The 25,022-nt window shown below is 39.9% G+C and carries 15 protein-coding genes, 2 tRNA genes and 3 rRNA genes; 9 read left to right on the top strand and 11 right to left on the bottom strand.

Annotated features, from left to right (window positions below; genetic code table 11):
- Nucleotides 1–3 precede the first annotated feature (3 nt).
- Complete coding sequence (rpoC, locus tag NRE15_RS08805; protein WP_313792514.1) at nucleotides 4–3,630, top strand: DNA-directed RNA polymerase subunit beta'; 3,627 nt, start codon at nucleotides 4–6, stop codon at nucleotides 3,628–3,630.
- 48 nt (nucleotides 3,631–3,678) lie between these two features.
- Here the strand turns inward: rpoC and NRE15_RS14625 are convergent, their stop codons facing one another.
- Entirely contained in the window at nucleotides 3,679–4,383 is a 705-nt protein-coding gene (locus NRE15_RS14625; protein WP_390887125.1) for a prepilin peptidase, read from the bottom strand.
- Between the two features lie 471 nt (nucleotides 4,384–4,854).
- Here NRE15_RS14625 and NRE15_RS08800 point away from each other — a divergent pair.
- From NRE15_RS08800 to NRE15_RS08780, 5 genes are all read left to right on the top strand, one after another.
- Nucleotides 4,855–6,405 (top strand): 16S ribosomal RNA (locus tag NRE15_RS08800).
- A gap of 254 nt (nucleotides 6,406–6,659) precedes the next feature.
- Nucleotides 6,660–9,534: ribosomal RNA gene (locus tag NRE15_RS08795) — 23S ribosomal RNA — on the top strand.
- Nucleotides 9,535–9,612: 78 nt separating this feature from the next.
- Nucleotides 9,613–9,728, top strand: a 5S ribosomal RNA gene (gene rrf / locus NRE15_RS08790).
- Together the 16S, 23S and 5S rRNA genes with 2 tRNA genes alongside form the textbook arrangement of a ribosomal RNA operon.
- Nucleotides 9,729–9,748: 20 nt before the next feature.
- Nucleotides 9,749–9,821: transfer RNA gene (locus tag NRE15_RS08785), tRNA-Asn, on the top strand.
- Nucleotides 9,822–9,841: 20 nt separating this feature from the next.
- Nucleotides 9,842–9,914: transfer RNA gene (locus tag NRE15_RS08780), tRNA-Thr, on the top strand.
- Between the two features lie 456 nt (nucleotides 9,915–10,370).
- Here the strand turns inward: NRE15_RS08780 and NRE15_RS08775 are convergent.
- From NRE15_RS08775 to NRE15_RS08740, 8 genes are all read right to left on the bottom strand, one after another.
- Nucleotides 10,371–10,961, bottom strand: coding sequence for a DUF5067 domain-containing protein (locus NRE15_RS08775; RefSeq protein ID WP_313792513.1), 591 nt, complete (start codon nucleotides 10,959–10,961; stop codon nucleotides 10,371–10,373).
- 213 nt (nucleotides 10,962–11,174) lie between these two features.
- Nucleotides 11,175–11,846, bottom strand: coding sequence for a deoxynucleoside kinase (locus NRE15_RS08770; RefSeq protein ID WP_313792512.1), 672 nt, complete (start codon nucleotides 11,844–11,846; stop codon nucleotides 11,175–11,177).
- A gap of 191 nt (nucleotides 11,847–12,037) precedes the next feature.
- Nucleotides 12,038–12,853: a metallophosphoesterase gene (locus NRE15_RS08765; RefSeq protein WP_313792511.1), complete on the bottom strand. Its 816-nt coding sequence runs from the start codon at nucleotides 12,851–12,853 to the stop codon at nucleotides 12,038–12,040.
- A 21-nt stretch (nucleotides 12,854–12,874) separates the two neighbouring features.
- Nucleotides 12,875–13,675, bottom strand: coding sequence for an ATP-binding cassette domain-containing protein (locus NRE15_RS08760; protein ID WP_313792510.1), 801 nt, complete (start codon nucleotides 13,673–13,675; stop codon nucleotides 12,875–12,877).
- Nucleotides 13,672–14,607 (bottom strand): ABC transporter ATP-binding protein, encoded by a 936-nt coding sequence (locus NRE15_RS08755; protein ID WP_313792509.1) that lies wholly within the window; start codon nucleotides 14,605–14,607, stop codon nucleotides 13,672–13,674. Before NRE15_RS08755 ends, NRE15_RS08760 begins: the two co-directional genes overlap by 4 nt.
- Nucleotides 14,608–15,423, bottom strand: a complete 816-nt coding sequence (locus NRE15_RS08750; protein ID WP_313792508.1) for an ABC transporter permease — start codon at nucleotides 15,421–15,423, stop codon at nucleotides 14,608–14,610. It abuts the gene before it with no gap.
- A 1-nt stretch (nucleotide 15,424) separates the two neighbouring features.
- Nucleotides 15,425–16,372, bottom strand: coding sequence for an ABC transporter permease (locus NRE15_RS08745; RefSeq protein ID WP_313792507.1), 948 nt, complete (start codon nucleotides 16,370–16,372; stop codon nucleotides 15,425–15,427).
- Between the two features lie 43 nt (nucleotides 16,373–16,415).
- On the bottom strand, nucleotides 16,416–17,921 hold the full coding sequence (locus NRE15_RS08740) for an ABC transporter substrate-binding protein (RefSeq protein ID WP_313792506.1): 1,506 nt from the start codon (nucleotides 17,919–17,921) through the stop codon (nucleotides 16,416–16,418).
- Nucleotides 17,922–18,186: 265 nt separating this feature from the next.
- Here NRE15_RS08740 and NRE15_RS08735 point away from each other — a divergent pair, with 265 nt between their 5' ends.
- The 3 genes from NRE15_RS08735 (at nucleotide 18,187) to NRE15_RS08725 (ending at nucleotide 21,285) form a co-directional block, all read left to right on the top strand.
- Complete coding sequence (locus tag NRE15_RS08735) at nucleotides 18,187–19,521, top strand: HdeD family acid-resistance protein (protein WP_313792505.1); 1,335 nt, start codon at nucleotides 18,187–18,189, stop codon at nucleotides 19,519–19,521.
- A gap of 83 nt (nucleotides 19,522–19,604) precedes the next feature.
- The gene (locus NRE15_RS08730; RefSeq protein WP_313792504.1) at nucleotides 19,605–20,513 is read left to right on the top strand and encodes an ABC transporter ATP-binding protein; all 909 of its coding nucleotides are present in this window, start codon (nucleotides 19,605–19,607) and stop codon (nucleotides 20,511–20,513) included.
- Nucleotides 20,497–21,285, top strand: coding sequence for an ABC transporter permease subunit (locus NRE15_RS08725; RefSeq protein WP_313792503.1), 789 nt, complete (start codon nucleotides 20,497–20,499; stop codon nucleotides 21,283–21,285). Before NRE15_RS08730 ends, NRE15_RS08725 begins: the two co-directional genes overlap by 17 nt.
- A gap of 108 nt (nucleotides 21,286–21,393) precedes the next feature.
- On the opposite strand, the gene NRE15_RS08720 is transcribed toward NRE15_RS08725, so the two are convergent.
- Both NRE15_RS08720 and NRE15_RS08715 read right to left on the bottom strand, forming a co-directional pair.
- Nucleotides 21,394–23,175: an ABC transporter ATP-binding protein gene (locus NRE15_RS08720; protein WP_313792502.1), complete on the bottom strand. Its 1,782-nt coding sequence runs from the start codon at nucleotides 23,173–23,175 to the stop codon at nucleotides 21,394–21,396.
- Nucleotides 23,176–24,912 carry an ABC transporter ATP-binding protein gene (locus tag NRE15_RS08715; RefSeq protein WP_313792501.1) on the bottom strand — a complete coding sequence of 579 codons (1,737 nt, stop codon included), beginning with the start codon at nucleotides 24,910–24,912 and terminating at the stop codon, nucleotides 23,176–23,178.
- Nucleotides 24,913–25,022 lie beyond the last annotated feature (110 nt).

The following is a 25,022-nucleotide window of genomic DNA, read 5'->3' as shown; positions in this document are numbered from 1 at the left end:
CCCTTGATAGATGTTAATAAATTCGAAACGATGCAAATCGGACTTGCGTCTCCCGAAAAAATTCGTAGTTGGTCTTATGGTGAAGTTAAGAAACCAGAAACTATTAACTACCGAACTTTAAAACCGGAAAAAGATGGTCTCTTTTGTGAACGAATTTTTGGTCCAACTAAAGACTGGGAATGTAGTTGTGGGAAGTTAAAACGCGTTCGTTATAAAGGTCGTGTTTGTGATCGCTGTGGTGTTGAAGTAACGCGTGCAAAAGTGCGTCGTGAAAGAATGGGGCATATTGAATTAGCTGCTCCAGTTACTCATGTGTGGTACTTCAAAGGTATTCCAAGTAGAATGGGTCTAATTTTAGATTTAAGTCCACGTCTTTTAGAAGAAGTTATTTATTTTGCTTCATATATTGTAATTGATCCAGGTGATACTCCGTTAGAGCCTAAATCATTGTTATCTGAATTTGAATACCGTGAGAAAAAACGTGAATACGGTAATCGTTTCAATGCTAAAATGGGTGCTGAAGCGATTAAAGAGTTATTGCAAGCCGTTGATTTAAAAGGTGAGGTTGCTGAGCTTAAAGAAACATTAAAAACAGCGACAGGCCAAAAACGTAGCCGCGCTATCCGACGTTTGGATATTCTAGATGCTTTCCTAGAATCCGGCAATCGACCAGAATGGATGATTTTAGATGCCCTTCCAGTCATTCCGCCTGATTTACGTCCAATGGTACAATTAGAAGGTGGCCGTTTTGCGACTAGTGATTTGAATGATTTATATCGTCGTGTCATTAACCGTAATAATCGTTTAAAACGACTACTTGATTTAGGTGCACCAAACATTATCGTTCAAAATGAAAAACGGATGTTACAGGAAGCGGTTGATGCGTTAATTGATAATGGTCGACGTGGTCGTGCCGTTGTAGGTCCAGGTAACCGTCCGTTAAAATCATTATCCCATATGTTAAAAGGGAAACAAGGTCGTTTCCGTCAAAACTTACTCGGAAAACGGGTAGATTACTCTGGTCGTTCTGTTATCGTTGTGGGTCCTAACTTGAAAATGTATCAATGTGGTATTCCTAAGGAAATGGCGGTAGAGTTGTTCAAACCTTTCGTGATGAAAGAGTTGGTTGAACGTGAGATTGCAACTAACATTAAAAATGCTAAACGTATGATTGAAGTACAAGATGATGCGATTTGGCCAGTTGTTGAAGATGTTATCAAAGAGCATCCCGTTCTACTTAACCGAGCACCTACTTTGCACCGCCTAGGTATTCAAGCTTTTGAACCAACCTTAGTCGATGGACGTGCGATTCGTCTTCACCCATTAGTATGTGAAGCTTATAATGCCGACTTTGATGGGGATCAAATGGCTGTACATGTGCCTTTATCAGAAGAAGCACAGGCTGAAGCACGTATTTTAATGCTAGCCGCACAAAATATTTTAAACCCTAAAGATGGGAAACCAGTGGTAACCCCTTCACAAGATATGGTTTTAGGTAACTATTATTTAACATTAGAAGAAGCTGGTCGTACAGGTGAAGGGTTGATTTTAAGTAGTGTTGAAGAAGGAGAAATTGCTTATCAAAGTGGTTATGTTCATCTTCATACCCGTGTAGCAATTCCTGCTAAAGCTTTACCAGGGAAACCATTTACCCAATGGCAAAAAGATAAAATGATGGTGACAACAATTGGTAAACTTTTATTTAACGAAATTATGCCAATTGAGTTCCCTTATTTAAATGAGCCATCGACTGAAAACTTAACCAATCAAACACCCGATAAATATTTCTTAGATAAAGGGGCTGACATTCCAAAAGTCATTGCAGACATGGAATTAGTCAAACCGTTTAAGAAAAAAGACTTAGGAAATATCATCGCTGAAGTCTTCAAACGATTCCATATTACAGAAACATCTAAAATGTTAGACCGTATGAAGGATTTAGGTTATAAATACTCAACGCGTGCTGGTATTACAGTAGGAGTGGCTGACGTATTAAATCTAGATACAAAACAAGGAATTCTCGATGAAGCACATGCGCGTGTTGATAATATAACCAAACAATATCGTCGTGGCTTAATTACTGATGATGAACGTTATGAAAGTGTTATTCGTACATGGGATCAAGCGAAAGATAAGATTCAAGATGATCTGCAGAAAAAATTGCCGCGTCTAAACCCAATCTTTATGATGTCCGATTCAGGAGCTCGGGGTAATATCTCTAACTTTACTCAATTAGCTGGAATGCGTGGTAACATGGCGGCCCCTAATGGTAAAATTATCGAATTGACAATTACTTCAAACTTCCGTGAAGGGCTTAATGTACAAGAAATGTTTATCTCTACGCACGGTGCGCGTAAAGGGATGACCGATACAGCTCTTAAGACAGCTGACTCAGGTTACCTAACACGTCGTTTAGTTGATGTGGCTCAAGATGTTATTGTACGTGAAGATGATTGCGGTACAGATAAAGGGGTTTTTGTTTCTGAAATAGCAGACGGCAACAGCATCATTGAATCCCTTGAAGAACGTTTGTTAGGCCGTTATATTCAAAAAACGGTTAAACATCCTGAAACGGGAGAAGTACTCGCTTCAGCTAATGACTTTGTTACAGAAGATTTAGCCGCAAAAATTGTTAATGCGGGTGTTAAAGAAGTGTCGATTCGGTCTGTCTTTACCTGTGATACTGATCATGGTGTATGTAAGAAATGTTATGGCCGTAACCTTGCTACAGGTACACAAGTAGAAGTTGGGGAAGCTGTAGGAACGATTGCAGCTCAATCAATTGGTGAGCCTGGTACACAATTAACCATGCGTACCTTCCATACAGGTGGGGTAGCAGGTGGTAGTGATATTACCCAAGGGTTACCACGTGTTCAAGAAATATTTGAAGCACGTCATCCAAAAGGTCAAGCAACCATCACAGAAGTATCCGGGGTAATTGAGTCGATTGAAGAAAAAGCCTCTGATCGCTCTAGAGATGTTACTGTTTCAGGTTCTGTGGACACACGTACCTACAATATTCCGATTCAATCACGCTTACAAGTCGTTGTTGGGGATGAGGTAGTCCGTGGACAAGCTTTGACAGAAGGATCTATTGACCCTAAAGAATTGTTACAAGTAACGGATGTGATTACGGTAGAAAATTACCTATTACGCGAAGTACAATCTGTCTACCGTAGCCAAGGGGTAGAAATTGGTGATAAACATATTGAAGTAATGGTCCGTCAAATGTTACAAAAAGTTCGTGTCATGGACCCAGGCTCAACTGACATCTTACCAGGTGCTTTAATGGATGTGGCCGACTTTACGAAAGCCAATTTACCAGCCATTAAAGGTGGCGAAACACCAGCTACTGCGCGACCAGTCTTGTTAGGTATTACCAAAGCAGCTCTAGAAACAAACTCATTTATTTCAGCTGCATCCTTCCAAGAAACAACACGTGTATTAACTGATGCTGCCATTCGCGGTAAAAAAGATGTGTTATTAGGATTAAAAGAAAATGTTACGATAGGTAAATTAATTCCAGCAGGTACTGGAATGAAACGTTACCGCGACATAGAAACAAATATCGAAAATCCACCACATCCAGATGAAGTTATCTTAGAAGATAAAAAACAACAACTTAAATAGTTCAGTTGAATATGAAGCAGTCAGCCTAGCTGGCTGCTTTTTTTTTTACTACAAAAAAAGCAAACAATAATAGGCTAAACTCAAGAAGGGCACAAATGGAATTTCAATCATATTCGTTTTTGTGAATCTATTATAGAAGAAAACGAAAAACAAACCACTTAAAGAACTAATGAAAAGAAAATGTGGGAACAAATGAAAGGGGATCGTTAGACTTAAGCTAAAAATCAGTTTGAGATCAGCTCCACCTATATATTGTGACCCAAGCAGAAAAATAAGCAAAAGCAGAAAGAAGAGGATAAGCACGAATGAAAAATGAACGCTATTCAATTCAATCAATGAACAAATAAATATCCCTAGCTGCAACACATCGGGTACCCATCGCTCTAAAATATCGATGAAAGCCATCAAAATAAGCAGGATAATTCTCAACAAAAGAAATATTTGCGCCAATAGAGTATTATCGAAAGAATACGTTAAATGATGGACGAGGAAAACCCATAATAAGCCAATGAAAAATTCGGACAGAAAATAGTTAAACGAGATAGGCTTAGAACATGAGACACAACGAAAGCGTGCAAAAAGGCTAGAAAAAATAGGAAACAATTCATACCAATGCAAAGGACGTTGACAGTTGTCACACTGCGAACGTTGTTTAAAACGAATGGCACCTTGGTTCCATGTACCTGCTAACCACAATAAAAATGAGGCTAAACAAGCTCCACAATAAAAGATCAACACATAGAAAAACAACATTTATACACCTCCACTATATATATACACGGAAAAAAGCAAATTCCATTATTATTTATTAAAAAAATTCATTTTGATGGTTGACTTTAGACTGTTTGAGATGGTATTATACTTCTTGTGCTTAATTAGCGGCACAAATTACCAATAAAACATTTGAAAAAAAGATTTGCTTTTGCTTTTAAATGTTGGTATAATAAAAGTCCCTGAACGGGGAAAACGAACGATTCAAAAGATTTGAAAAATAACTTAAAAAAGTTGTTGACAAAGAATCTCGTTTGTAGTAATATATAGAAGTTGTCACTCAGACAACAAAAGCTCATTGAAAACTGAACAAAGACAAACACCAAAATTGTGAGGGTTCGTTAGGAATAACGAACACAACCGAATAAATTTCGATGATACAGGAACCCAACCTGTCTAAAAAATAAACAAAGCTAGAATTTTAAATGAGTCGCAAATGACTTATGAAGTAACTTTCATGAGAGTTTGATCCTGGCTCAGGACGAACGCTGGCGGCGTGCCTAATACATGCAAGTCGTACGCACAAAGGAGAAACTTGTTTCTTTGATGTGAGTGGCGAACGGGTGAGTAACACGTGGGAAACCTACCCTTTAGCGGGGGATAACAGTCGGAAACGATTGCTAATACCGCATAGATCTTTTCTTCGCCTGAAGGAAAGCGGAAAAGTGGCTTTCATGCTACTACTAAAGGATGGTCCCGCGGTGCATTAGCTAGTTGGTAAGGTAACGGCTTACCAAGGCAACGATGCATAGCCGACCTGAGAGGGTAATCGGCCACATTGGGACTGAGACACGGCCCAAACTCCTACGGGAGGCAGCAGTAGGGAATCTTCCGCAATGGACGCAAGTCTGACGGAGCAACGCCGCGTGTGTGAAGAAGGTTTTCGGATCGTAAAGCACTGTTATTAGAGAAGAACACCCACTAGAGTAACTGTTAGTGGATTGACGGTATCTAACCAGAAAGCCACGGCTAACTACGTGCCAGCAGCCGCGGTAATACGTAGGTGGCAAGCGTTGTCCGGATTTATTGGGCGTAAAGGGAGCGCAGGCGGTGACTTAAGTCTGATGTGAAAGCCCACGGCTCAACCGTGGAGGGTCATTGGAAACTGAGTCACTTGAGTGCAGAAGAGGAAAGTGGAATTCCATGTGTAGCGGTGAAATGCGTAGATATATGGAGGAACACCAGTGGCGAAGGCGACTTTCTGGTCTGTAACTGACGCTGAGGCTCGAAAGCGTGGGGAGCGAACAGGATTAGATACCCTGGTAGTCCACGCCGTAAACGATGAGTGCTAAGTGTTGGAGGGTTTCCACCCTTCAGTGCTGGAGTTAACGCAATAAGCACTCCGCCTGGGGAGTACGACCGCAAGGTTGAAACTCAAAGGAATTGACGGGGACCCGCACAAGCGGTGGAGCATGTGGTTTAATTCGAAGCAACGCGAAGAACCTTACCAGGTCTTGACATCCCCTGCATACTCTAGAGATAGAGGAAGTCCTTCGGGACAGGGAGACAGGTGGTGCATGGTTGTCGTCAGCTCGTGTCGTGAGATGTTGGGTTAAGTCCCGCAACGAGCGCAACCCCTATAACTAGTTGCCAGCATTCAGATGGGGACTCTAGTTAGACTGCCGGTGACAAACCGGAGGAAGGTGGGGATGACGTCAAATCATCATGCCCCTTATGACCTGGGCTACACACGTGCTACAATGGATGGTACAACGAGCAGCGAACTCGCGAGAGTCAGCGAATCTCTAAAAGCCATTCTCAGTTCGGATTGTAGGCTGCAACTCGCCTACATGAAGCCGGAATCGCTAGTAATCGCGGATCAGCACGCCGCGGTGAATCCGTTCCCGGGTCTTGTACACACCGCCCGTCACACCACGAGAGTTTGTAACACCCGAAGCCGGTGGCCTAACCTTTTGGAGGGAGCCGTCGAAGGTGGGATAGATGATTGGGGTGAAGTCGTAACAAGGTAGCCGTATCGGAAGGTGCGGCTGGATCACCTCCTTTCTAAGGAGTACAGGAACCTTACAAGTGGATATTGTCTTTGTTTAGTTTTGAGTGAGCTTTTTTTATGCAAAAAAGCAACTCAAACCTTAGCTCATTGAAAACTGAATAACACAACAAATAGTGATTAATGATTCAATGCGAGTCATTAATGACACATCATTTTTTTGAATAAAAGAAATAATGAAACCGAGAATTGACCGAGTCTGTAAGAAATTACAGAGTAAAAAGAAGTAAAAAAAGCGCGAGAAATATGTGGTTAAGAAACAAAGGGCGCACGGTGAATGCCTTGGCACTAGGAGCCGATGAAGGACGGGACGAACACCGATATGCTTTGGGGAGCTGTAAGTAAGCTAAGATCCAGAGATTTCCGAATGGGGGAACCCGGCATCCGTTATGGGATGTCACACGCAAGTGAGGTAGACGCGGAGAACTGAAACATCTCAGTACCTGCAGGAAGAGAAAGAAAATTCGATTCCCTGAGTAGCGGCGAGCGAAACGGGAAGAGCCCAAACCATTGTGCATGCACAATGGGGTTGTAGGACTCACATCAATGATTTGGAATGTTAGTAGAAGCTGATGGGAAGCAGCGCGAGACAGGGTGAGAGCCCCGTATACGAAAACATGAAGGACAAGTGAGTATCCTGAGTACGGCGGAACACGCGAAATTCCGTCGGAATCTGCCAGGACCATCTGGTAAGGCTAAATACTCCCTAGTGACCGATAGTGAACCAGTACCGTGAGGGAAAGGTGAAAAGCACCCCGGAAGGGGAGTGAAAGAGTACCTGAAACCGTGTGCTTACAAGTAGTCAGAGCCCGTTAAGGGGTGATGGCGTACCTTTTGTAGAATGGACCGGCGAGTGACGATAGTTGGCAAGGTTAAGTTGAAGAAACGGAGCCGTAGCGAAAGCGAGTCTGAAGAGGGCGAAAGTCAGGTGTCGTCGACCCGAAACCAAGTGACCTACCCATGTGCAGGTTGAAGGTGTGGTAAAACACACTGGAGGACCGAACCAGGACACGTTGAAAAGTGTTTGGATGACATGTGGGTAGCGGAGAAATTCCAATCGAACTTGGAGATAGCTGGTTCTCTCCGAAATATATTTAGGTATAGCCTCAGAGCAAGAGTGATGGAGGTAGAGCACTGTTTGGACGAGGGGGGCATAAGCTTTACTGAATCCAGATAAACTCCGAATGCCATAAACTCAACTTTGGGAGTCAGACTGCGAGTGATAAGATCCGTAGTCGAAAGGGAAACAGCCCAGACCACCAGCTAAGGTCCCCAAGTTACTGTTAAGTGGAAAAGGATGTGGGGTTGCCCAGACAACTAGGAGGTTGGCTTAGAAGCAGCCATCCTTGAAAGAGTGCGTAATAGCTCACTAGTCGAGTGACCCTGCGCCGAAAATGTACCGGGGCTAAACAGTACACCGAAGCTGTGGATTCAGCAATGAATGGTAGGAGAGCGTTCTATAGGCGGTGAAGGCGTATCGTAAGAAGCGTTGGAGCGTATAGAAGTGAGAATGCCGGTATGAGTAGCGCAAGACGGGTGAGAATCCCGTCCACCGAATGACGAAGGTTTCCTGGGGAAGGCTCGTCCGCCCAGGGTTAGTCGGGACCTAAGCTGTAGCCGATAGGTGAAGGCGATGGACAACAGGTAGAGATTCCTGTACTTGGTTGAACTGTTTGAGCAATGGAGGGACACAGGAGGTAGTGCCACGCATCCGGATGGAAGAGGATGTAGAAGCGACAAGTCTGACGAGGAGAAAAAGGCTTCTTGTTATAAGGGTGAGTCGTGACCTGGAGCGAAATTAAGTAGCGAAGGTGGCAAATCAAACTGTCGAGAAAAGCTCCTAGTGAGGAACAACCAACCCGTACCGCAAACCGACACAGGTCGTCGAGTGGAGAACACTAAGGTGATCGAGAGAACTCTCGTTAAGGAACTCGGCAAAATGACCCCGTAACTTCGGGAGAAGGGGTGCTGACGCAAGTCAGCCGCAGTGAATAGGCCCAAGCGACTGTTTATCAAAAACACAGGTCTCTGCCAAACCGAAAGGTGACGTATAGGGGCTGACGCCTGCCCGGTGCTGGAAGGTTAAGAGGAGTGCTTAGCGCAAGCGAAGGTACGAATTGAAGCCCCAGTAAACGGCGGCCGTAACTATAACGGTCCTAAGGTAGCGAAATTCCTTGTCGGGTAAGTTCCGACCCGCACGAAAGGCGTAACGATTTGGGCACTGTCTCAACGAGAGACTCGGTGAAATTATAGTACCTGTGAAGATGCAGGTTACCCGCGACAGGACGGAAAGACCCCATGGAGCTTTACTGCAACTTGATATTGAGTGTTTGTGTGACATGTACAGGATAGGTAGGAGCCTAAGAAGTTTGGACGCCAGTCTAGATGGAGGCGCTGGTGGGATACTACCCTTGTGATATGAACCCTCTAACCCGCGTATAACCTACGGGAGACAGTGTCAGGTGGGCAGTTTGACTGGGGCGGTCGCCTCCTAAAGAGTAACGGAGGCGCCCAAAGGTTCCCTCAGAATGGTTGGAAATCATTCGCAGAGTGCAAAGGCAGAAGGGAGCTTGACTGCGAGACCTACAAGTCGAGCAGGGACGAAAGTCGGGCTTAGTGATCCGGTGGTACCGCATGGAAGGGCCATCGCTCAACGGATAAAAGCTACCCTGGGGATAACAGGCTTATCTCCCCCAAGCGTTCACAGCGACGGGGAGGTTTGGCACCTCGATGTCGGCTCATCGCATCCTGGGGCTGAAGTCGGTCCCAAGGGTTGGGCTGTTCGCCCATTAAAGCGGTACGCGAGCTGGGTTCAGAACGTCGTGAGACAGTTCGGTCCCTATCCGTCGCGGGCGTAGGAAATTTGAGAAGAGCTATCCTTAGTACGAGAGGACCGGGATGGACACACCGCTGGTGTACCAGTTGTTCCGCCAGGAGCATCGCTGGGTAGCTATGTGTGGGATGGATAAGCGCTGAAAGCATCTAAGCGCGAAGCCAGCTTCAAGATGAGATTTCCCATTCGAAAGAAGTAAGACCCCTGAGAGACGATCAGGTAGATAGGCTAGAAGTGGAAGTATAGCGATATATGGAGCGGACTAGTACTAATCGGTCGAGGACTTAACCACGAGATTCAAGGTTTATTTGTGAGTGTTATTCAGTTTTGAGTTTGATAAGGACTCAATTGACATAGAACACACACAAGGTGTGGTGATAGTAGCAAGAAGGACACACCTGTTCCCATTCCGAACACAGCCGTTAAGCTTCTTAGCGCCGATGGTAGTTGGACCTTTGGTCCTGTGAGAGTAGGTCATTGCCATGCCGTGTGTTTTCATATGTTATTCCGCAATAGCTCAGCTGGCAGAGCGCATGACTGTTAATCATGATGTCGTAGGTTCGAGCCCTACTTGCGGAGTTTTTTTATTTACAAGGAATGCCGTTTTAGCTCAGTAGGTAGAGCGTCACCTTGGTAAGGTGGAGGTCGCCGGTTCGATCCCGGCAAATGGCTCTTTTTTATACTAAGCTAAAAGGCTTTACATAGGCATTTATAGAGGTTTCGCACACTTCTATAAATGCTTTTTTATTTGGCTTCAAAGTCACTGAGAGTCATACAGAGTCACCACGTTTTGGCAACTTTTGGCAACTTTTTGGATTTTTGCCGGCAACTTTTAAGCTGAATCCTGAATTCCCAATTTTCACGCAAGCACTCAAGATTAACCCTAAGAAAAGCAAATTTAATCACTTTTCTTGGGTTTTTAGCTCGACTTTTCATTTGTTTCCGCTGGCAACACCAAAACGTCTGTCTCACTTTTGTTTCACCGATTCAGCATTCTCCACCGAAACTTCCGAAAAATCGCAGATAGAATGTCTTGATTATCGCTATCAAACGATTTAACCCTTGAATCCCTTAAATAAAAAAAGTGGTATACATACTGTCATAACAGCATGTATACCACTTTATATTTTATTCACCTAAATTACTAAGCTCTTTTGGATCAAGCGTCAATAGTTCTTCTCCTTCAGAATCAGTAAAGAGAGAGTATTGTAACGTTATGGGGGCATCGGCTAATTCCAATTCATAGGCAAATTCAATCTCAATCGTTGCGCCATCTTTCAATTCGATGTACCTATTTTTATGTGTTTCTTCTTCGTAGCGGGGTAAAGCGGCTACTTCTAAATCGAAAACTTGAATCTCCGATTCTTGTTTTGCATCAATTGTAAAGATAATAGCGCTGGAAGGTTCTTGCAATTCACCTGAATCATTTGTAAATTCTATAAAAAACAGTATTGATTTACCACTATTTGCGTATTCATCGTCAACTAAATAAGCTTCTTTAAACACCATCGTTATCCCATTATCTTCAAATGTTCCTAAAATCTTTTCTTGACTTTCTGCTTCTTCAGATCCATTAGTTTCTAAAAGTTCATCCAGTTCACTTTGTAACTCGGCAATTTGTGCTTCCAGTTCGGCGATTCTATCGGCATTTTGAGCAAAAACAGGGGTTGCCATGCTCAGCAATAAGAAACTACTAAACAATAATATAGGTTTCTTCATAACCATTCTCCTTAGGGTCATATTTTTCATGCTTCTACAAATGGAAAAGATGCTTACTATAGTTTGATTTTAAGTTAAAAGGGAATAACAATCAATATAAATATATAATCGAACCGTTATTATTTCACTGATACTTTGTCTGATTGCACTAAAAAACCTACCTATCCACAACAGTAAAACGGTCATAGATTAGTAGGTTTATCGATTTAACGGTTAGCCATTGACTACCTTAGCAAAACGCATTTCATCTAGCTTATTTTTAACCAATTGGATTACTTTCTCGGCATCTTCTGAATGATTGACCACATCAAATTGGTCAATATCAATAGTTAATACTTGTGAAGCTGTATATGAATTTTCAACCCAATCATCATAACCAGACCATAGGGTATGATAGTAATGCATTAACTTGGGATCTTGTTCAAACTCACGCCCGCGCTTGCCGATACGATTTATAATCGTTTCAAACGAACCTGTTAAATATACCATTAAATCAGGGGCCTTTTTAGGTAATTCATCCAATTCTTCCATCATATTATTAAGTAATTTCTCATAAATATGAAATTCCGTATCCGAGATATTGCCTAAGTCATTATTAACTTTACAGAAATACCAATCTTCATAGATTGAGCGATCTAAGACATTATCTTGATTGATTAAAGCTTCTTTGATGTTTGAAAAGCGACTATTCAAAAATTCTAATTGCAAAAGAAATGGATACCGTTTTGCTGCTTGTTCTTCGGGTGAAGCAGTATAGAAAAGTGGAAGAATGTGATTTCCATCGACATTTTCATAAAACACCTCACTACCTAATGCTTCTGCAATAATTTTTGCAACACTCGTTTTACCAGCACCAATCATGCCACCAATTACTATAATTGTCATCTACCCCTCTCCTAATCTAATAAGACGATTAAACACTATATGTTGTGTTTAAAACTATAACACAACACAACATATAGTTCAATAGTCAATTTCGCTACTTTTAATTCCTCAAAACACAACTTACCTATTATACCATATCTCAGCGATATTTACTCAAAAAAAAAAGTATTTGGCACGTGGCCAAATACATATTAAGCTAAATCAATGACATATAAGGAATTGCGTAGTTCCTCTTTAAAATTCGGTGAACGCCATTCTTTTTCGTAGCCTAAGCAGTTACAAATATAGGTAATGCCTTCCCTAGTGAATGACCCACGATAGTGGATATGTCCCATTGAGCTATATTTTATTGGATATTGTTGATAAATGGTGTCAAAATCATCGGTCGCGATAAAGGCATTGAAGTAATCAAAGGATTCGTGCGGCATAGGAACCGTGAACTCGGGCACGGTCACCATATGTGTCACTAAAACAACCTCGCGATCACCCACACGATTTAAATCCGTTTCAACTAAATCAGCAAACTGACGGGATAAGTTTTTATCGCTAACGCCCCAATCTGTATTCCGTTTATCTTGCCAGGTTCTTTCACCATAAACCCCTTTTTCAAGCTCTGCTTCCGTAAATCGATCTGCATGAACTGAATAATTGTACCATGCAGTGTGACCGACTAAAGCATAGTGATCATTTAGTAGGATGGGGGACTCCATCAAACATTGCGGATGCTTAACAAATTGTTGGTAAATCGCCTGCGTATCTTTAACGGCTATGTCTTTTTCCCAATAATCATGATTGCCAGGAATAAAATAGACGGGGATATTTATTATGGTTTGGAGGTCTTCAACGAATGTGATGGTTGTTGCATAGTTGTTCGAGATGTCACCGCCAATAACCAAATAATCAAGGGCTAATTCGGTAACTAATTGATGAATATTTTCATAAAAGTCGGCTTTCGTTATGGTTTCGTAGGTATCGTAATGTAAATCTGAGATAAGACCTAAATTCATGACGAATCTCCTTATTTAAAATTATTTGTTCAAATAAATGGGTGGGATGGCATCAAATAGTTTTTGTGTGTAGGGTTGGTGTTCAATTTTATCTTCGTCGATTGCATTGAAGACTTCAACCAGTTTGCCGTGATGCATCACGGCAATTCGATCACAAAAATATTCAATAACATTTAAATCATGTGAAATAAATAAATACGTTAAGGCGTATTTTTCTTTTAAATCGTTTAACAAATTTAAGATGGCTGCCTGAATCGACACATCTAAGGAAGAAACACCTTCATCGATGATAAGGAATTTGGGTTTTAAAATGATTGTACTAGCAATTGCAATCCGTTGACGTTGGCCTCCACTGAGTTCATGGGGATAACGTGTATAGTAGGTTTCATCCAACTCAACATCATATAAGGCTTGGATAACGCGTTCCTTACGTTCTTCTTTAGTGCCAAGGTTGTGAATGGTTAGTGGCTCCATGATACTCCAACCAATCGTTTTTTTAGGGTCAAGTGTGCTATAAGGGTCTTGGAAGACCATTTGCATATCTTGATAAATTGTTCGACGTTCATTTTGAGACATTTGAAGCAGGTCTTGCCCTTCAAAAAGAATTTGCCCTTCATCAGGATTGACTAATCCCATAATTGAGTTTGCGACGGTTGATTTTCCAGAACCTGATTCACCAACTAATCCAAAACTTTCTCCGCGTAAAATGGCAAAGGACAAGTCATCAATAGCCTTTGTGGCATTGACAGCTTTTGATTTAAATAAGGCACCCGATTGGCTGAACGTTTTAGATAGATTTAGAATTTCTAGCATCACTGTCATACAGACCAACTCCTTACTTCAGGAAACATTGCTTCTACCTCGTCTTTATTTTCTTGGGTCAGTTTAATATAGGGCCATTGGCCTTTTTCACGTTCATTAATGGAAGGCACACGAAAGGGGATACTATAGAGTTTCTTTCCTTTATTTAACAAACTTGGAATAGCGTTTAACAGTCCTTGGGTATAAGCGTGTTGGGGGTTTTCAATGACTTCTTTTGTAGGTCCTGTTTCAACAACGCGTCCCGCATACATCACATAAACCCTATCGGTCATATTAGCAATAACCCCCCAGTCATGCGAAATGAGCATAAGTGCATTCCCTTTTTGTTTCGTTAGGTGATGTAAAATATCCAGAATTTGCTTTTGAATCGTTGTATCTAGAGCTGTCGTTGGTTCATCCGCTATGATTAAGCCTGGGTTAGCGATAATAGCCATGCAGATAACGACCCGTTGCCGCATACCACCTGATAATTCGTGGGGATAGGAATGATAAATCTTTTCGGGGTCATTAAAACCGACTTGTTCAAATAAATCAAAAACCATTTTGCGGCGTTGCTCACTATGATAATCTTTATGGATGGCTAAAACTTCTTCTACTTGTTTGCCAACTTTTAAAAGAGGGTTTAAAGAGGATAAGGGATCTTGAAAAATCATTGATATCTCATTGCCTCTAAGGTTTTGCATACTAGTTTGATTATCAAAATCAATCGCTTGGCCTTTATATTCTAGGGCTTGATAGTGACTGATAGCATTTCGAGGTAAAATACCTAAAATAGTTTTAGCGGTTAAACTCTTTCCGCTACCTGATTCACCCACAATACCAATTGTTTCATTTTTATTAACATAGAGGGATAGATGCTCAACAGCAGGATATTCATGGCCTTGTATTAAAAAATCAACATTCAAATCTTCAATATTTAACACAGCTTCCATTTAATCACTCCTTTTGTCTTGCATTTTTCTAACACCATCGCCCAGTAGATTAAAGCCAAAGACTAAAATGGTGATACAAATACCAACGGACATAATATACCAAGGTGCTTGGATTAAGTAAGGTTTAGCTTCGCTTAACATGCGGCCCCATGATGGATCCGGTGGCTGTACACCAAGCCCTAAATAACTTAAGCCCGCTTCAGATAAAACAACGGTTGAAAAAGATAAAGAGGTCATAACAATAATTTGAGTCGTAATATTTGGCAAAATATGATGACGAATAATATGCCAATGACTGGCACCCTTAATTTTACTTGATTTTACAAAATCGAGCTCTTTCACTTGTAAAAAGCCACCACGGATAATCCGAGCAAAACTCGGTATCCGAGGGACACCTAAGGCTAAGATTGTGTTAAACAGGCTTGGTTCAAAAATTGAAACCAGCATAATAGCAAATAGAATACCTGGAATAGCCAATATAGCATCCATCAAGCGCATTAAAATTTCGTCAATCCAGCCTCCACAATAGCCAGCAAGACTCCCAATGATTAAACCACCAATAAGTCCGATTGATACGGCACTAATTCCTACTTGAAAGACCGTTTGTGTCGCTTGCATTAAGCGTGAAAAAATATCACGGCCGAAATTATCTGTTCCAAACCAATATTGTGATGAAGGAGGTTGAAAACGATCGGCTGTAATCATCGCATTTGGATCATAGGGGGTGTAAAAGAAACTAATAATCATGGTTATTAAAAGCAAGCCTACGATAATCCCACCAATTATCAAATTATAATTACGTCGTTGACGCTTCATACTACTTACCTCCTGTCTTAATACGAGGATCAATGACTTGATAAAGTATGTCCACGACGAAATTCGCTAGAATAATAATAATTGAAATAAATAAAACTAACGATTGAATCAGTGGAAAATCGCGCGTTTGCACTGAGGAGTTAAGCAATGAGCCAATACCTGGTAAGGCAAAAACATTTTCAATAATAATGCTTCCTCCTAAAGTATCAGCTACCATCAACCCAAAAATTGTAATGACTGGTAGAGAGGCATTTTTTAAGACATGTCGATACAGCACACGATTTTCATCAGCCCCTTTGACGATGGCAGTCGTCACATAATCGCGATTCATCTGGTCAGCAACGGAATTGGATAAATAACGAATGATGACGGCGATATTTGATATGGCAATGGATACCGATGGTAATACCATCGAACGTAAGTGATCGCCGATGCCATCAGATAAGGATTTGTAACCAAATGTAGGTAACCAACCTAAATTAACTGCAAAAATTAAAATTAAGACAAAAGCTAACCAGAAGGATGGAATTGAAATTCCAAGTTGACTTATCAGATTGGCAATCGTCGAAATTACCGTTCCCTCATATCGTGAAATAAATATCCCAACAGGTATAGCAATGATGATGGTTAATAGTAAAGAATAAATTGTTAGGGATAAAGTAACAGGGAGCCGGTCGGCAATAATCTGCGCAACCGGCTCTCTGTATCGATAAGAGGTTCCAAAATCTCCTTGGAAAATACCACCAATCCAGTTAAAGTATCTTGTGTGTAACGGGTCATTTAAACCCAATTGCTCTTCAAGCACTCTAATTTGTTGAATATCGGCATCTGGACCTAGAATGGCTTGTGCTGGATTACCGGGTAAGATATTAAATATCAAAAAGATAATCAAGGACACCAGTAGTAAGGTAAACAGAGTCGAAAACAACTTATAAATGAATCGACGCATGGTTTTTTCCTCTCTATTTAATTGTTATGATGCGTAGTTCATTTTATTCCACAATTCTTAAATCTTCTAAGTTATATTTTTGAGCTGGGAATAAACCAAGTCCTTCTAAATCACCTTGCATCGCAGTGATACGATTTGGGTCAAATAAGAAGACAGAGGCAGCATCATCAACAAGGATGGTTTGAGCTTCTTTGTAATAGGCAGCATTTGCTTCTTCGTCTAATTCTTGGACAGCATTATCAATGGCAGCGTTGTAATCTGCATTATTGTAGTTGACAAAGTTACGGTTATAACCTTCTCTGAAGCGAATTAAAACATCATAGGGATCAATTTTACCCGTTAATCCAATGAGAGTTGCTTCATGATCAAAGTTTGTATAAACTTCTTCTAACCATGTACTCCATTCAACCGGTTGAATTTCCATTGTCACACCCACTTGAGCTAATTGATTAGCAATTACTTGGGCAGTATCAAGATAGAATTGAGCGTGGCTAGGTGTTTTCATTGTAAAGGTTAAGTTTTCTTGACCGGCTTCAGCTAGTAATTCTTGTGCACGTTCAGGATTATAGGCATAAACTTCTTGTAAACCATCTTGGTAGTAATATTCCATTGCTGGTGAGAACATCGAACCTAATTCAACAGCATTGCCTTGGAATACAACATCGATTAATTCTTGTTTATTTACAGCATAATTAATCGCTTGGCGCACACGGATATCAGAGAAAGGTTCGAATTCATGGTTTAAACCAAAAATGACAACCATATTTTGTGGTCCTTCAACATAATTCATTGAATCACCCAATTGTTCTTTACCTTCAATGTTTGTACCAGCAATATCAATTTCACCTGTTTGTAGAGCGAGCGTAATTGTAGCTGGATCTTGCATTAATACCCATTCAACACCCGCAATTTCAGGTACTTTATCTTCTAAATAGTAATCATCATTACGTTCCATCACTAAACTTTGGTCTTGATTCCATTCAACAAATTTAAATGGACCTGCACCGATTGGAGCAGAAGCTTGTTCAGTATAATCGGCAGGCATTACCGGCATTAAGTTTCTAGCTAAAAATCCTGAGTCAACAGATGATAAAGTCGTTTCTACCGTATAGTCATCAATAGCGGTAATACTTTCAACAACTTCCCATTTAGAGCTAGTTGCTTCTTCGCCGTTTAAACCAGCAAGGGGGCTGTATGACCAAACAACATCATTAGCTGTTACGGGGTCACCATTATGGAAAGTCGCATCTTGTACAAGGTGGAAGGTATAGGTTAAGTTATCTTCAGAAATTTCCCAGCTTTCAGCTAAGTTAGGGATAATTTCGCCTGCTTCATTGTAATCGATTAAACCGTCGTGCATATTATCTAACATTGAACCTGTATCGGTACCTGAAGATAAATGTGGATCTAAACTATCAATTTCAGTTACCATAGCAAAACGAACAACGCGATCTGATTGAGCATATGCAACATTTCCAGTTGGTAAAGTAGAAAATAAAACAGCGGCACTTGTTAAAGCAGCAAGCGCTTTAGTAAAAGTTTTAAACATAATCTAACTCCTTTTAAATTGATAGTATTATTCTACCATGAATATGTAAATTTAATATATGATTATTGTAAATATTTAGTAAATGGCTTATAAACGATAAGGGATGGTGTCGGCTAATGTGTTAGCTAGTTTAGAAGACAGAGTACTGTCCCTTAGTTAATAGTAGCATATTTATTATAAATAAAGATGTTAGAAGACTTACAACATTAGAATTCGATTTAGTGCTAACTTTTATGATATTATAAGCTTAAAAAGGAGGTTAAGTGTGAAAGAATCAAGGCGAAATTGGTCATATATAATTATTGGGCTCTTATTTATTTTTTCTGGCTTTGCGTTACTCTTTTTTCCTATGACTTTTTATCAATCGGTTAGTCGTCTGGTTGCCTTCATCATCGGTGCTACCGGTGTTACGCGAACCTTTCAATCCCTCGTAATTGCTGATAAATCAAAATCAAATCGTGATCGCTTTTTATTAATGATTTCAGGAATCGCCCAGATTATTTTTGCTTTATGGATAGCTCAATATACGGAAACAACCTATCGTTGGTTGTTGCATTTAATCGGGTATTACCAGTTAATTATGGGAATCGTTAGTCTGATTTCCTATATTTTATTAGTCCGTAATCAAGAAAAACGGCGTTTTCATCGTTTAGCTTACGGCGTTGTCCATCTAATTTTTGCGGTATTTAGTTTTACGGCGACGAAAGATAGCCGGAGTGTGACTTTAATTTTAGGGGTATATGCGATATTTATTGGGTTTACTTATGTGAATGATGGTCGAGGGGTGTTCATTCAACCTGATACGGAAAATAAACTCAAGAGGAAGGTTCGCTTCCCTTTACCGATTATTTTTAATGCTTTATTACCAACGCGTGTGCTCAATCGAATTAATCAATATATTGCAGGTGAGTTGGATATTGATGTAGAGTTGGAACAGCATTCAATGGTGCAAAACATTGACAATCAGCAGACGTATGATGTCATGCAAATTCTTATTCATGCAGGCAGCAATGCCTTTGATATTATCGGTCATATGAATATTGTGTATAAAGAAAAAGTATATTCGTATGGGAACCATGATATTGATTCAAGGCAATTATTTGATGCGATTGGTGATGGGGTTTTGGTGGTAGTCGATAAAGATGCCTATATTGATTTTTCGATTAAAAATGGTGATAATCTGGTCATTGAATACGATGTGTTATTGAATCAAGAGCAAACAGAAGCTTTAGTGGAAAAGTTAGCTGAAATTAAAAGCTCAGTCATGTCGTGGCGTCCTACGACGCCAACCCAATTAGCTAGCTATGGGGGAGAATTGATGCGTGCGATTCCGTCAGCGCAATTTTATAAGTTTGTCAAAGGGAAATTCAAAACATATTTTGTTTTTGGTACGAATTGTGTGATGTTGTCAGACGAAATTATTGGGACAAGTGGCCTGGATTTGTTCCTTTTGGTGGGGATTCTTACCCCTGGGACATATTATGATTACCTTGAAAAAGAATTTCAAAAGGCCAATAGTATTGTCATTAGTCGAAAGGTACATCATAATCGACTACAAGCATTTATTGAGGATCGCACGGATAATAAATTATTAAACTAAATTTTTTGTTATTGATTAAATGTAAAAAAAGCTAAAAAAGGTTCTATAATTGAACCATCATCAATTGAATGGAGAGAGTTCTTGTGAGTCTAGTTATTGAAGTACACAATTTATCCAAAAAATTCGGACGATTCCAAGCCTTGGAGTCACTCTCATTCCAAGTTGAAGCAGGTGATTTTTATGGCTTTATTGGACCTAATGGGGCAGGTAAATCAACCACAATTCGTATTCTTCTAGGTTTGATTAACCCTAGCTCAGGTTCGGTGAAGGTGTTCGGCCAAGCTGTCAAAGTGAATCAGAACGACTTACTTCAACGCATGGGTTATGTTTCCTCCGAAGTTGCTTACTATCATGGTATGACAGCACTAGAGACCATTGAGATGGCTGCGAAAGTACATGGTCACGTTGATCCAAAGGAGATTGACCGACTTTGCAAGCTGTTCGATGTTCAAAAAGAAAAGCAAGTCCAAGACTTGTCTTTTGGTAATCGGCGGAAGATTTCCATTGTCACAGCGCTTCAACACCAACCTGATCTCATAATCTTAGACGAGCCGACTTCGGGTCTTGACCCCTTAATTCAGAAGAACTTCTGGGATGAGATTGTCTCAAGGAATGAAGCGGGTGCCACCATCTTTATCTCCTCACATAATCTTGCTGAAGTTCAAAAATATTGTCGTAATGCTGCTATTATTCGTAATGGTCAGTTAATTGAAGCAGGAAGTATGACAGAGCTAGTTCATAACACAGCTAAAAGAGTGACCATTCATGGAATTGACCAGTTACCTCCGATTGAAGGGGATGTTAAAGACCTTATTATCTACGAGAATTCGGTCTCCTTCTTATATCAAGGTTCTATGCAGGCTTTCATTGAAGCCATTCATCTTTATCGTGACCAAATTGTAGACCTTGAGATAGCCAATCCCGAATTAGAAGAGGTTTTCCTACATTATTATCATCTTGAAGGAGGGATGACCGATGACCGTCTTCAATAAAGAAATTCGCCAACTGTATAAAGGAATCTTAGGTATTACGCTACTCTTGTCTTTGTTTATCTTAACTATTGTGCTTATCTATCCACAATTTGCCCAAGAATCGGCTGGGCTGATTGACTTGTTTCGGAATGTTTCTTTTTTTACTGATGTGTTGAACATTGATTTATCTCTGATTACGAGCCTAGCAGGCTACTATGGCATGGAATTTGAGGTGCTTGTTGGCTTATTAGGCAGTATCTTTTTGGCGTTTATCGCTGGCAATCTCATTGTCAAAGAGGAAAAGGATCACACGGCGGAGTTTCTTTATACCTTGCCACATAATAGATTATCTATTCTCGTACAGAAATTGCTTGCTTTTATATCGCTTAGCTTAATGATGCATTTGATTATTCTAGCTGTTGCCTATCTTACAATCAAGTTGTCCAGTCAAGAAATGAGTGGGTCAGACCTCATCAATCTTCAACTAGCTACATTCTTATGTCACCTAGTTGTTGGATTCTTATCTTTGGGGATGACTGAATTAATACCCGGACTAATAAGTAATCTTGGTCCGATGGTTGTTATTTTCCTTTATCTCATGAATATTTTGGATAATATGGTTCAGAATGTTCCGCTAATACGGTGGTTGACGCCTTTTTCTTTCACATCATCAGCGGATATTATCCAAAACCATACGATTGACTGGTCTTTGGTTCTTTCCAACTTCAGTTTGGCACTCGTCTTCCTTCTGCTAGCTGCCTGGCGGTTCAATCGAAGAGATATTCAGACTTGATTGAGGCAAGCGGGAAGGAAAGGACCACAAAAAAACCCGAACATTTAGTCATCGTGTGATGAACGAAGCATCAGCTAACCTTAAATGTTCGGGTTTTTTGTTATTTTATTATTCTACGAATAATAAATCATACTGTGATTGATAGAGGCGATAATAGAGCCCGCGTTGCTGCATGAGTTCTTCATGACTCCCTTTTTCTTGAATCGTTTGGTTAGCGATATAGAAAATCTGATCACTGTTTTTAATCGTTGATAGACGATGGGCGATAATAAAAGAAGTGCGCCCTTTTAACAATCGTTGTAAACCTTCTTGCAATAATTCTTCCGTTTTAGTGTCGATGCTTGACGTTGCTTCATCTAAAATCAAGATAGCTGGATCGGCTAATAAGGTGCGAGCAAAAGCTAATAATTGTCTTTGACCAGAGGATAAGGTGCTACCCCGTTCTTCAACAACGGTATCATATCCGTTTTTAAGTTCCATAATAAATTCATGTGCATGCACGGTTTTAGCCGCTTCAATAATCTCTTCTTTTGTAGCATCAAGGCGACCATAACGGATATTTTCCAGGATGGTTCCAGAAAAAATAAAGGTATCTTGTAGCATGACACCCATTTTCTCCCGTAAAGAAGACAAGGTTACTTGACTAATATCATAACCGTCAATTGAAATCGTTCCCTCGTTAATATCGTAAAAACGACTGAGTAAGTTGATAATGGTGGTTTTTCCAGCCCCAGTAGGACCAACTAAAGCAATCGTTTGACCCGCTTCAATGTCAAAACTCACATCATGTAAAATATCTTTACCTGCCTCATAACGGAAGGTCACATGGTCAAACGTTACATTACCTTCAATAGGCGGTAATTCAGTGGCGCCTGGATTGTCTTGAATTTCAGGGACAATATCTAAAGTTTCGAAAATTCGCTCTAAGTAAGCCGTTGCCGTAATTAAGTTGTTGTAGAAATTTCCGATATTTATTATAGGGTTCCAAAAGTTGTTAATATAACTGATAAAGGCAATTAGCGTACCGGTTGAAACGTCCACACCTATTTGGCGAATCCCAACAAAATAAATGATGGCCGTTGAAATAACAGCAATATTTTGAACCGATGGCCACATGGCAAATTGGATTCTGACGGCATCCATAAAGGCTGTATAATTTTCTTTGGATTGTTCTTCAAAAATTTCATACCGCTCTTGTTCACGAGCAAACGATTGTGTAATCCGGATTCCAGCAATACTTTCATGAATATAGGCATTCAAATTCGATTGCTTATTACTTAAGTTTTGATAGGCTTTCCGTTGAATATTTTTGATAACCATCACGATAATAAATAAAACAGGTAAAAGCATTAAACTATACAAAGTTAATCTGACATCTAAGGCAAGCATAAAGATTAAAGTAATGATGATATTGAATATATCTGAAATTAAGTTGACGACACCATTACTCAATAGATCACTTAAAGTATTAATGTAGTTAACAATTCGGGTTAATATTTTTCCATGTGGCCGGTTATCAAAGTATGAAAATGGTAGCGACTGAACATGTGAAAAGATATCAAAACGCATATCCACAAGGACATCTTGGCCAATTTCGGTAATGGCATATAAGCGATAATAAAGTCCAAGACAAGCCACAATGATGGCAAGCGTGAAATAGATGGAATAACGGACAAGTGCACCAATATCTGCTTGGGGAATGACGGTATCAATGACAATTTTGGTAAAATAAGGTCCTAACATCAAAGCGACGTTAGAAATCAAGATTGAAATCAGGACTTTGATGATGGTTATTTTATAAGGAATCAAATAGCGACCTACACGTTTATAATCTTCCGGTCGAAATTCTTCTTCTAGCACTTCATCTTCATCATAACGATTACGAGCCATCTAACTCACTCCTTCCAATCCAAGTTGCCTTTGGTAAACATCATAGTAGTGGCCTCTTTTTTCTACCAATTCACCGTGCGTGCCACGTTCAATAATTTCCCCTTTATCTAAGACCAAAATTAAATCAGCTTCGCGAACGGATGAGATACGGTGTGCGATGATAAAGGTTGTTTTTGTCTGTGTCATACGACTTAATTCTAATTGGATTTTAGCTTCTGTTTCCATATCAACCGCCGACGTTGTGTCATCTAAAATTAATATGGAAGGGTTTTTGGTTAAAGCCCTTGCTAAACTAATCCGTTGTTTTTGACCACCGGATAAACCAACACCTCTTTCACCAACGATGGTGTCATAGCCTAATGGCATTTGGGAAATAAATGAATCCGCATCGGCAATCTTGGCCATATTACGAATATATTCACCATCTGCAAAAGGATTACCAAAGGCAATATTATCGGTAATGGTATTGGAAAATAGAAAGACATCCTGCATCACCATGGCGATATTTTCTCTCAATTGTCGGACAGGGTAATCTTTAATGTCTATACCATCAATCAAAACGTTACCTTCAGTTGGGTCATAGTAACGGCCAATTAAATTCACCAAAGTGGATTTGCCTGCCCCGGTTTCACCAATAATGCCGACCGTCATACCACTATTAACGCTGAAGTTAATATTCGTTAAAATATTATGGCTGGGATCATCTGAAAAATGAAAAGAAACCTGTTTAAACTCAATGTTCCCTTTAAGTTCAAGGGTGTTTTCATCGTTTTTAATTGGAATTTGAGGTTTGCGATATAATAATTGACGAATTTTATGAGCGGCAGCCAAGAACCGTTGATAGTCATTAACCAGCCATCCAATCATACGCATGGGGTTATTTAACATCCATAGATAGCCATTAAAGGCAACGAGTTCACCTAAGGTCATTTGTTGTCTGATAACTAGAAAACCGCCAACTAATAAGGTAATGACATTTAAAATACTAGCTAAGAATTCTAACAAAGGTAAATATTTTTGGGAAATTTTAGCCGAATCAAGATTGCGTTGTTTATAGTCGAGATTATGTCGAGTGAATTTTTCTTTTTCATACTCTTCACGCGCAAAAGCTTTTACCACACGATTGCCGCCGATATTCTCTTCTACCATTGAATTTAAACGTGAAAAACTTTCACGGATTTCATAAAACGCTGGATGACTTTCTTTTGATAAATTCATCGCTAAAATAAATATCAGCGGTGTTACTGCAACAAGGGCTAACATTAATTGCCAATTAATCAACCCCATAATAACAATGGCTGTTAAAAACCAAATAATACTTTCTAAAATATTATAGGAACTCCAAGAGACAAAGTGACGGACGGCTTCCGTATCGCCAGTCATGCGTGCCATAATATCTCCAACCCGTGTATGGTTAAAATAATCAAAGTCTAATTCGTTTAATTTTTGGTACATATCTTGTCGCAGTTTAAATAATGTTCGTTGACCAATCGAATCAAACATGACTTGATAACTATAACGGATGATCGTACGAAATAGGGTTAAGCCGATCATCGTGGCTAAAATAGGCACAAGTAAATCATCTTGTTGGCCATAAATAACGTCATCAATTAGAATACTACTTAAATATGGGTTAATAATTACAAGGATAGAATTTAATAATAACAAAAATAAAGCTAGTATAATCATGGCGATATGTTTCTTCAAATAGTTCCAAATCCAAGAAAAATGATTCATAAGCATCTCCTTTACTTAGTTTAATTACTTTGTAAAGCTTACAAGATTTTAAAGCATTTAAAATGGATTATATAACTTAAAAAAATGTGTAATATCAACTTTTTTCAGAA

This window comes from Fundicoccus culcitae (assembly GCF_024661895.1).
Taxonomy (GTDB): domain Bacteria; phylum Bacillota; class Bacilli; order Lactobacillales; family Aerococcaceae; genus Fundicoccus_A; species Fundicoccus_A culcitae.
This window is presented reverse-complemented; position numbering and strand designations above follow the sequence as displayed.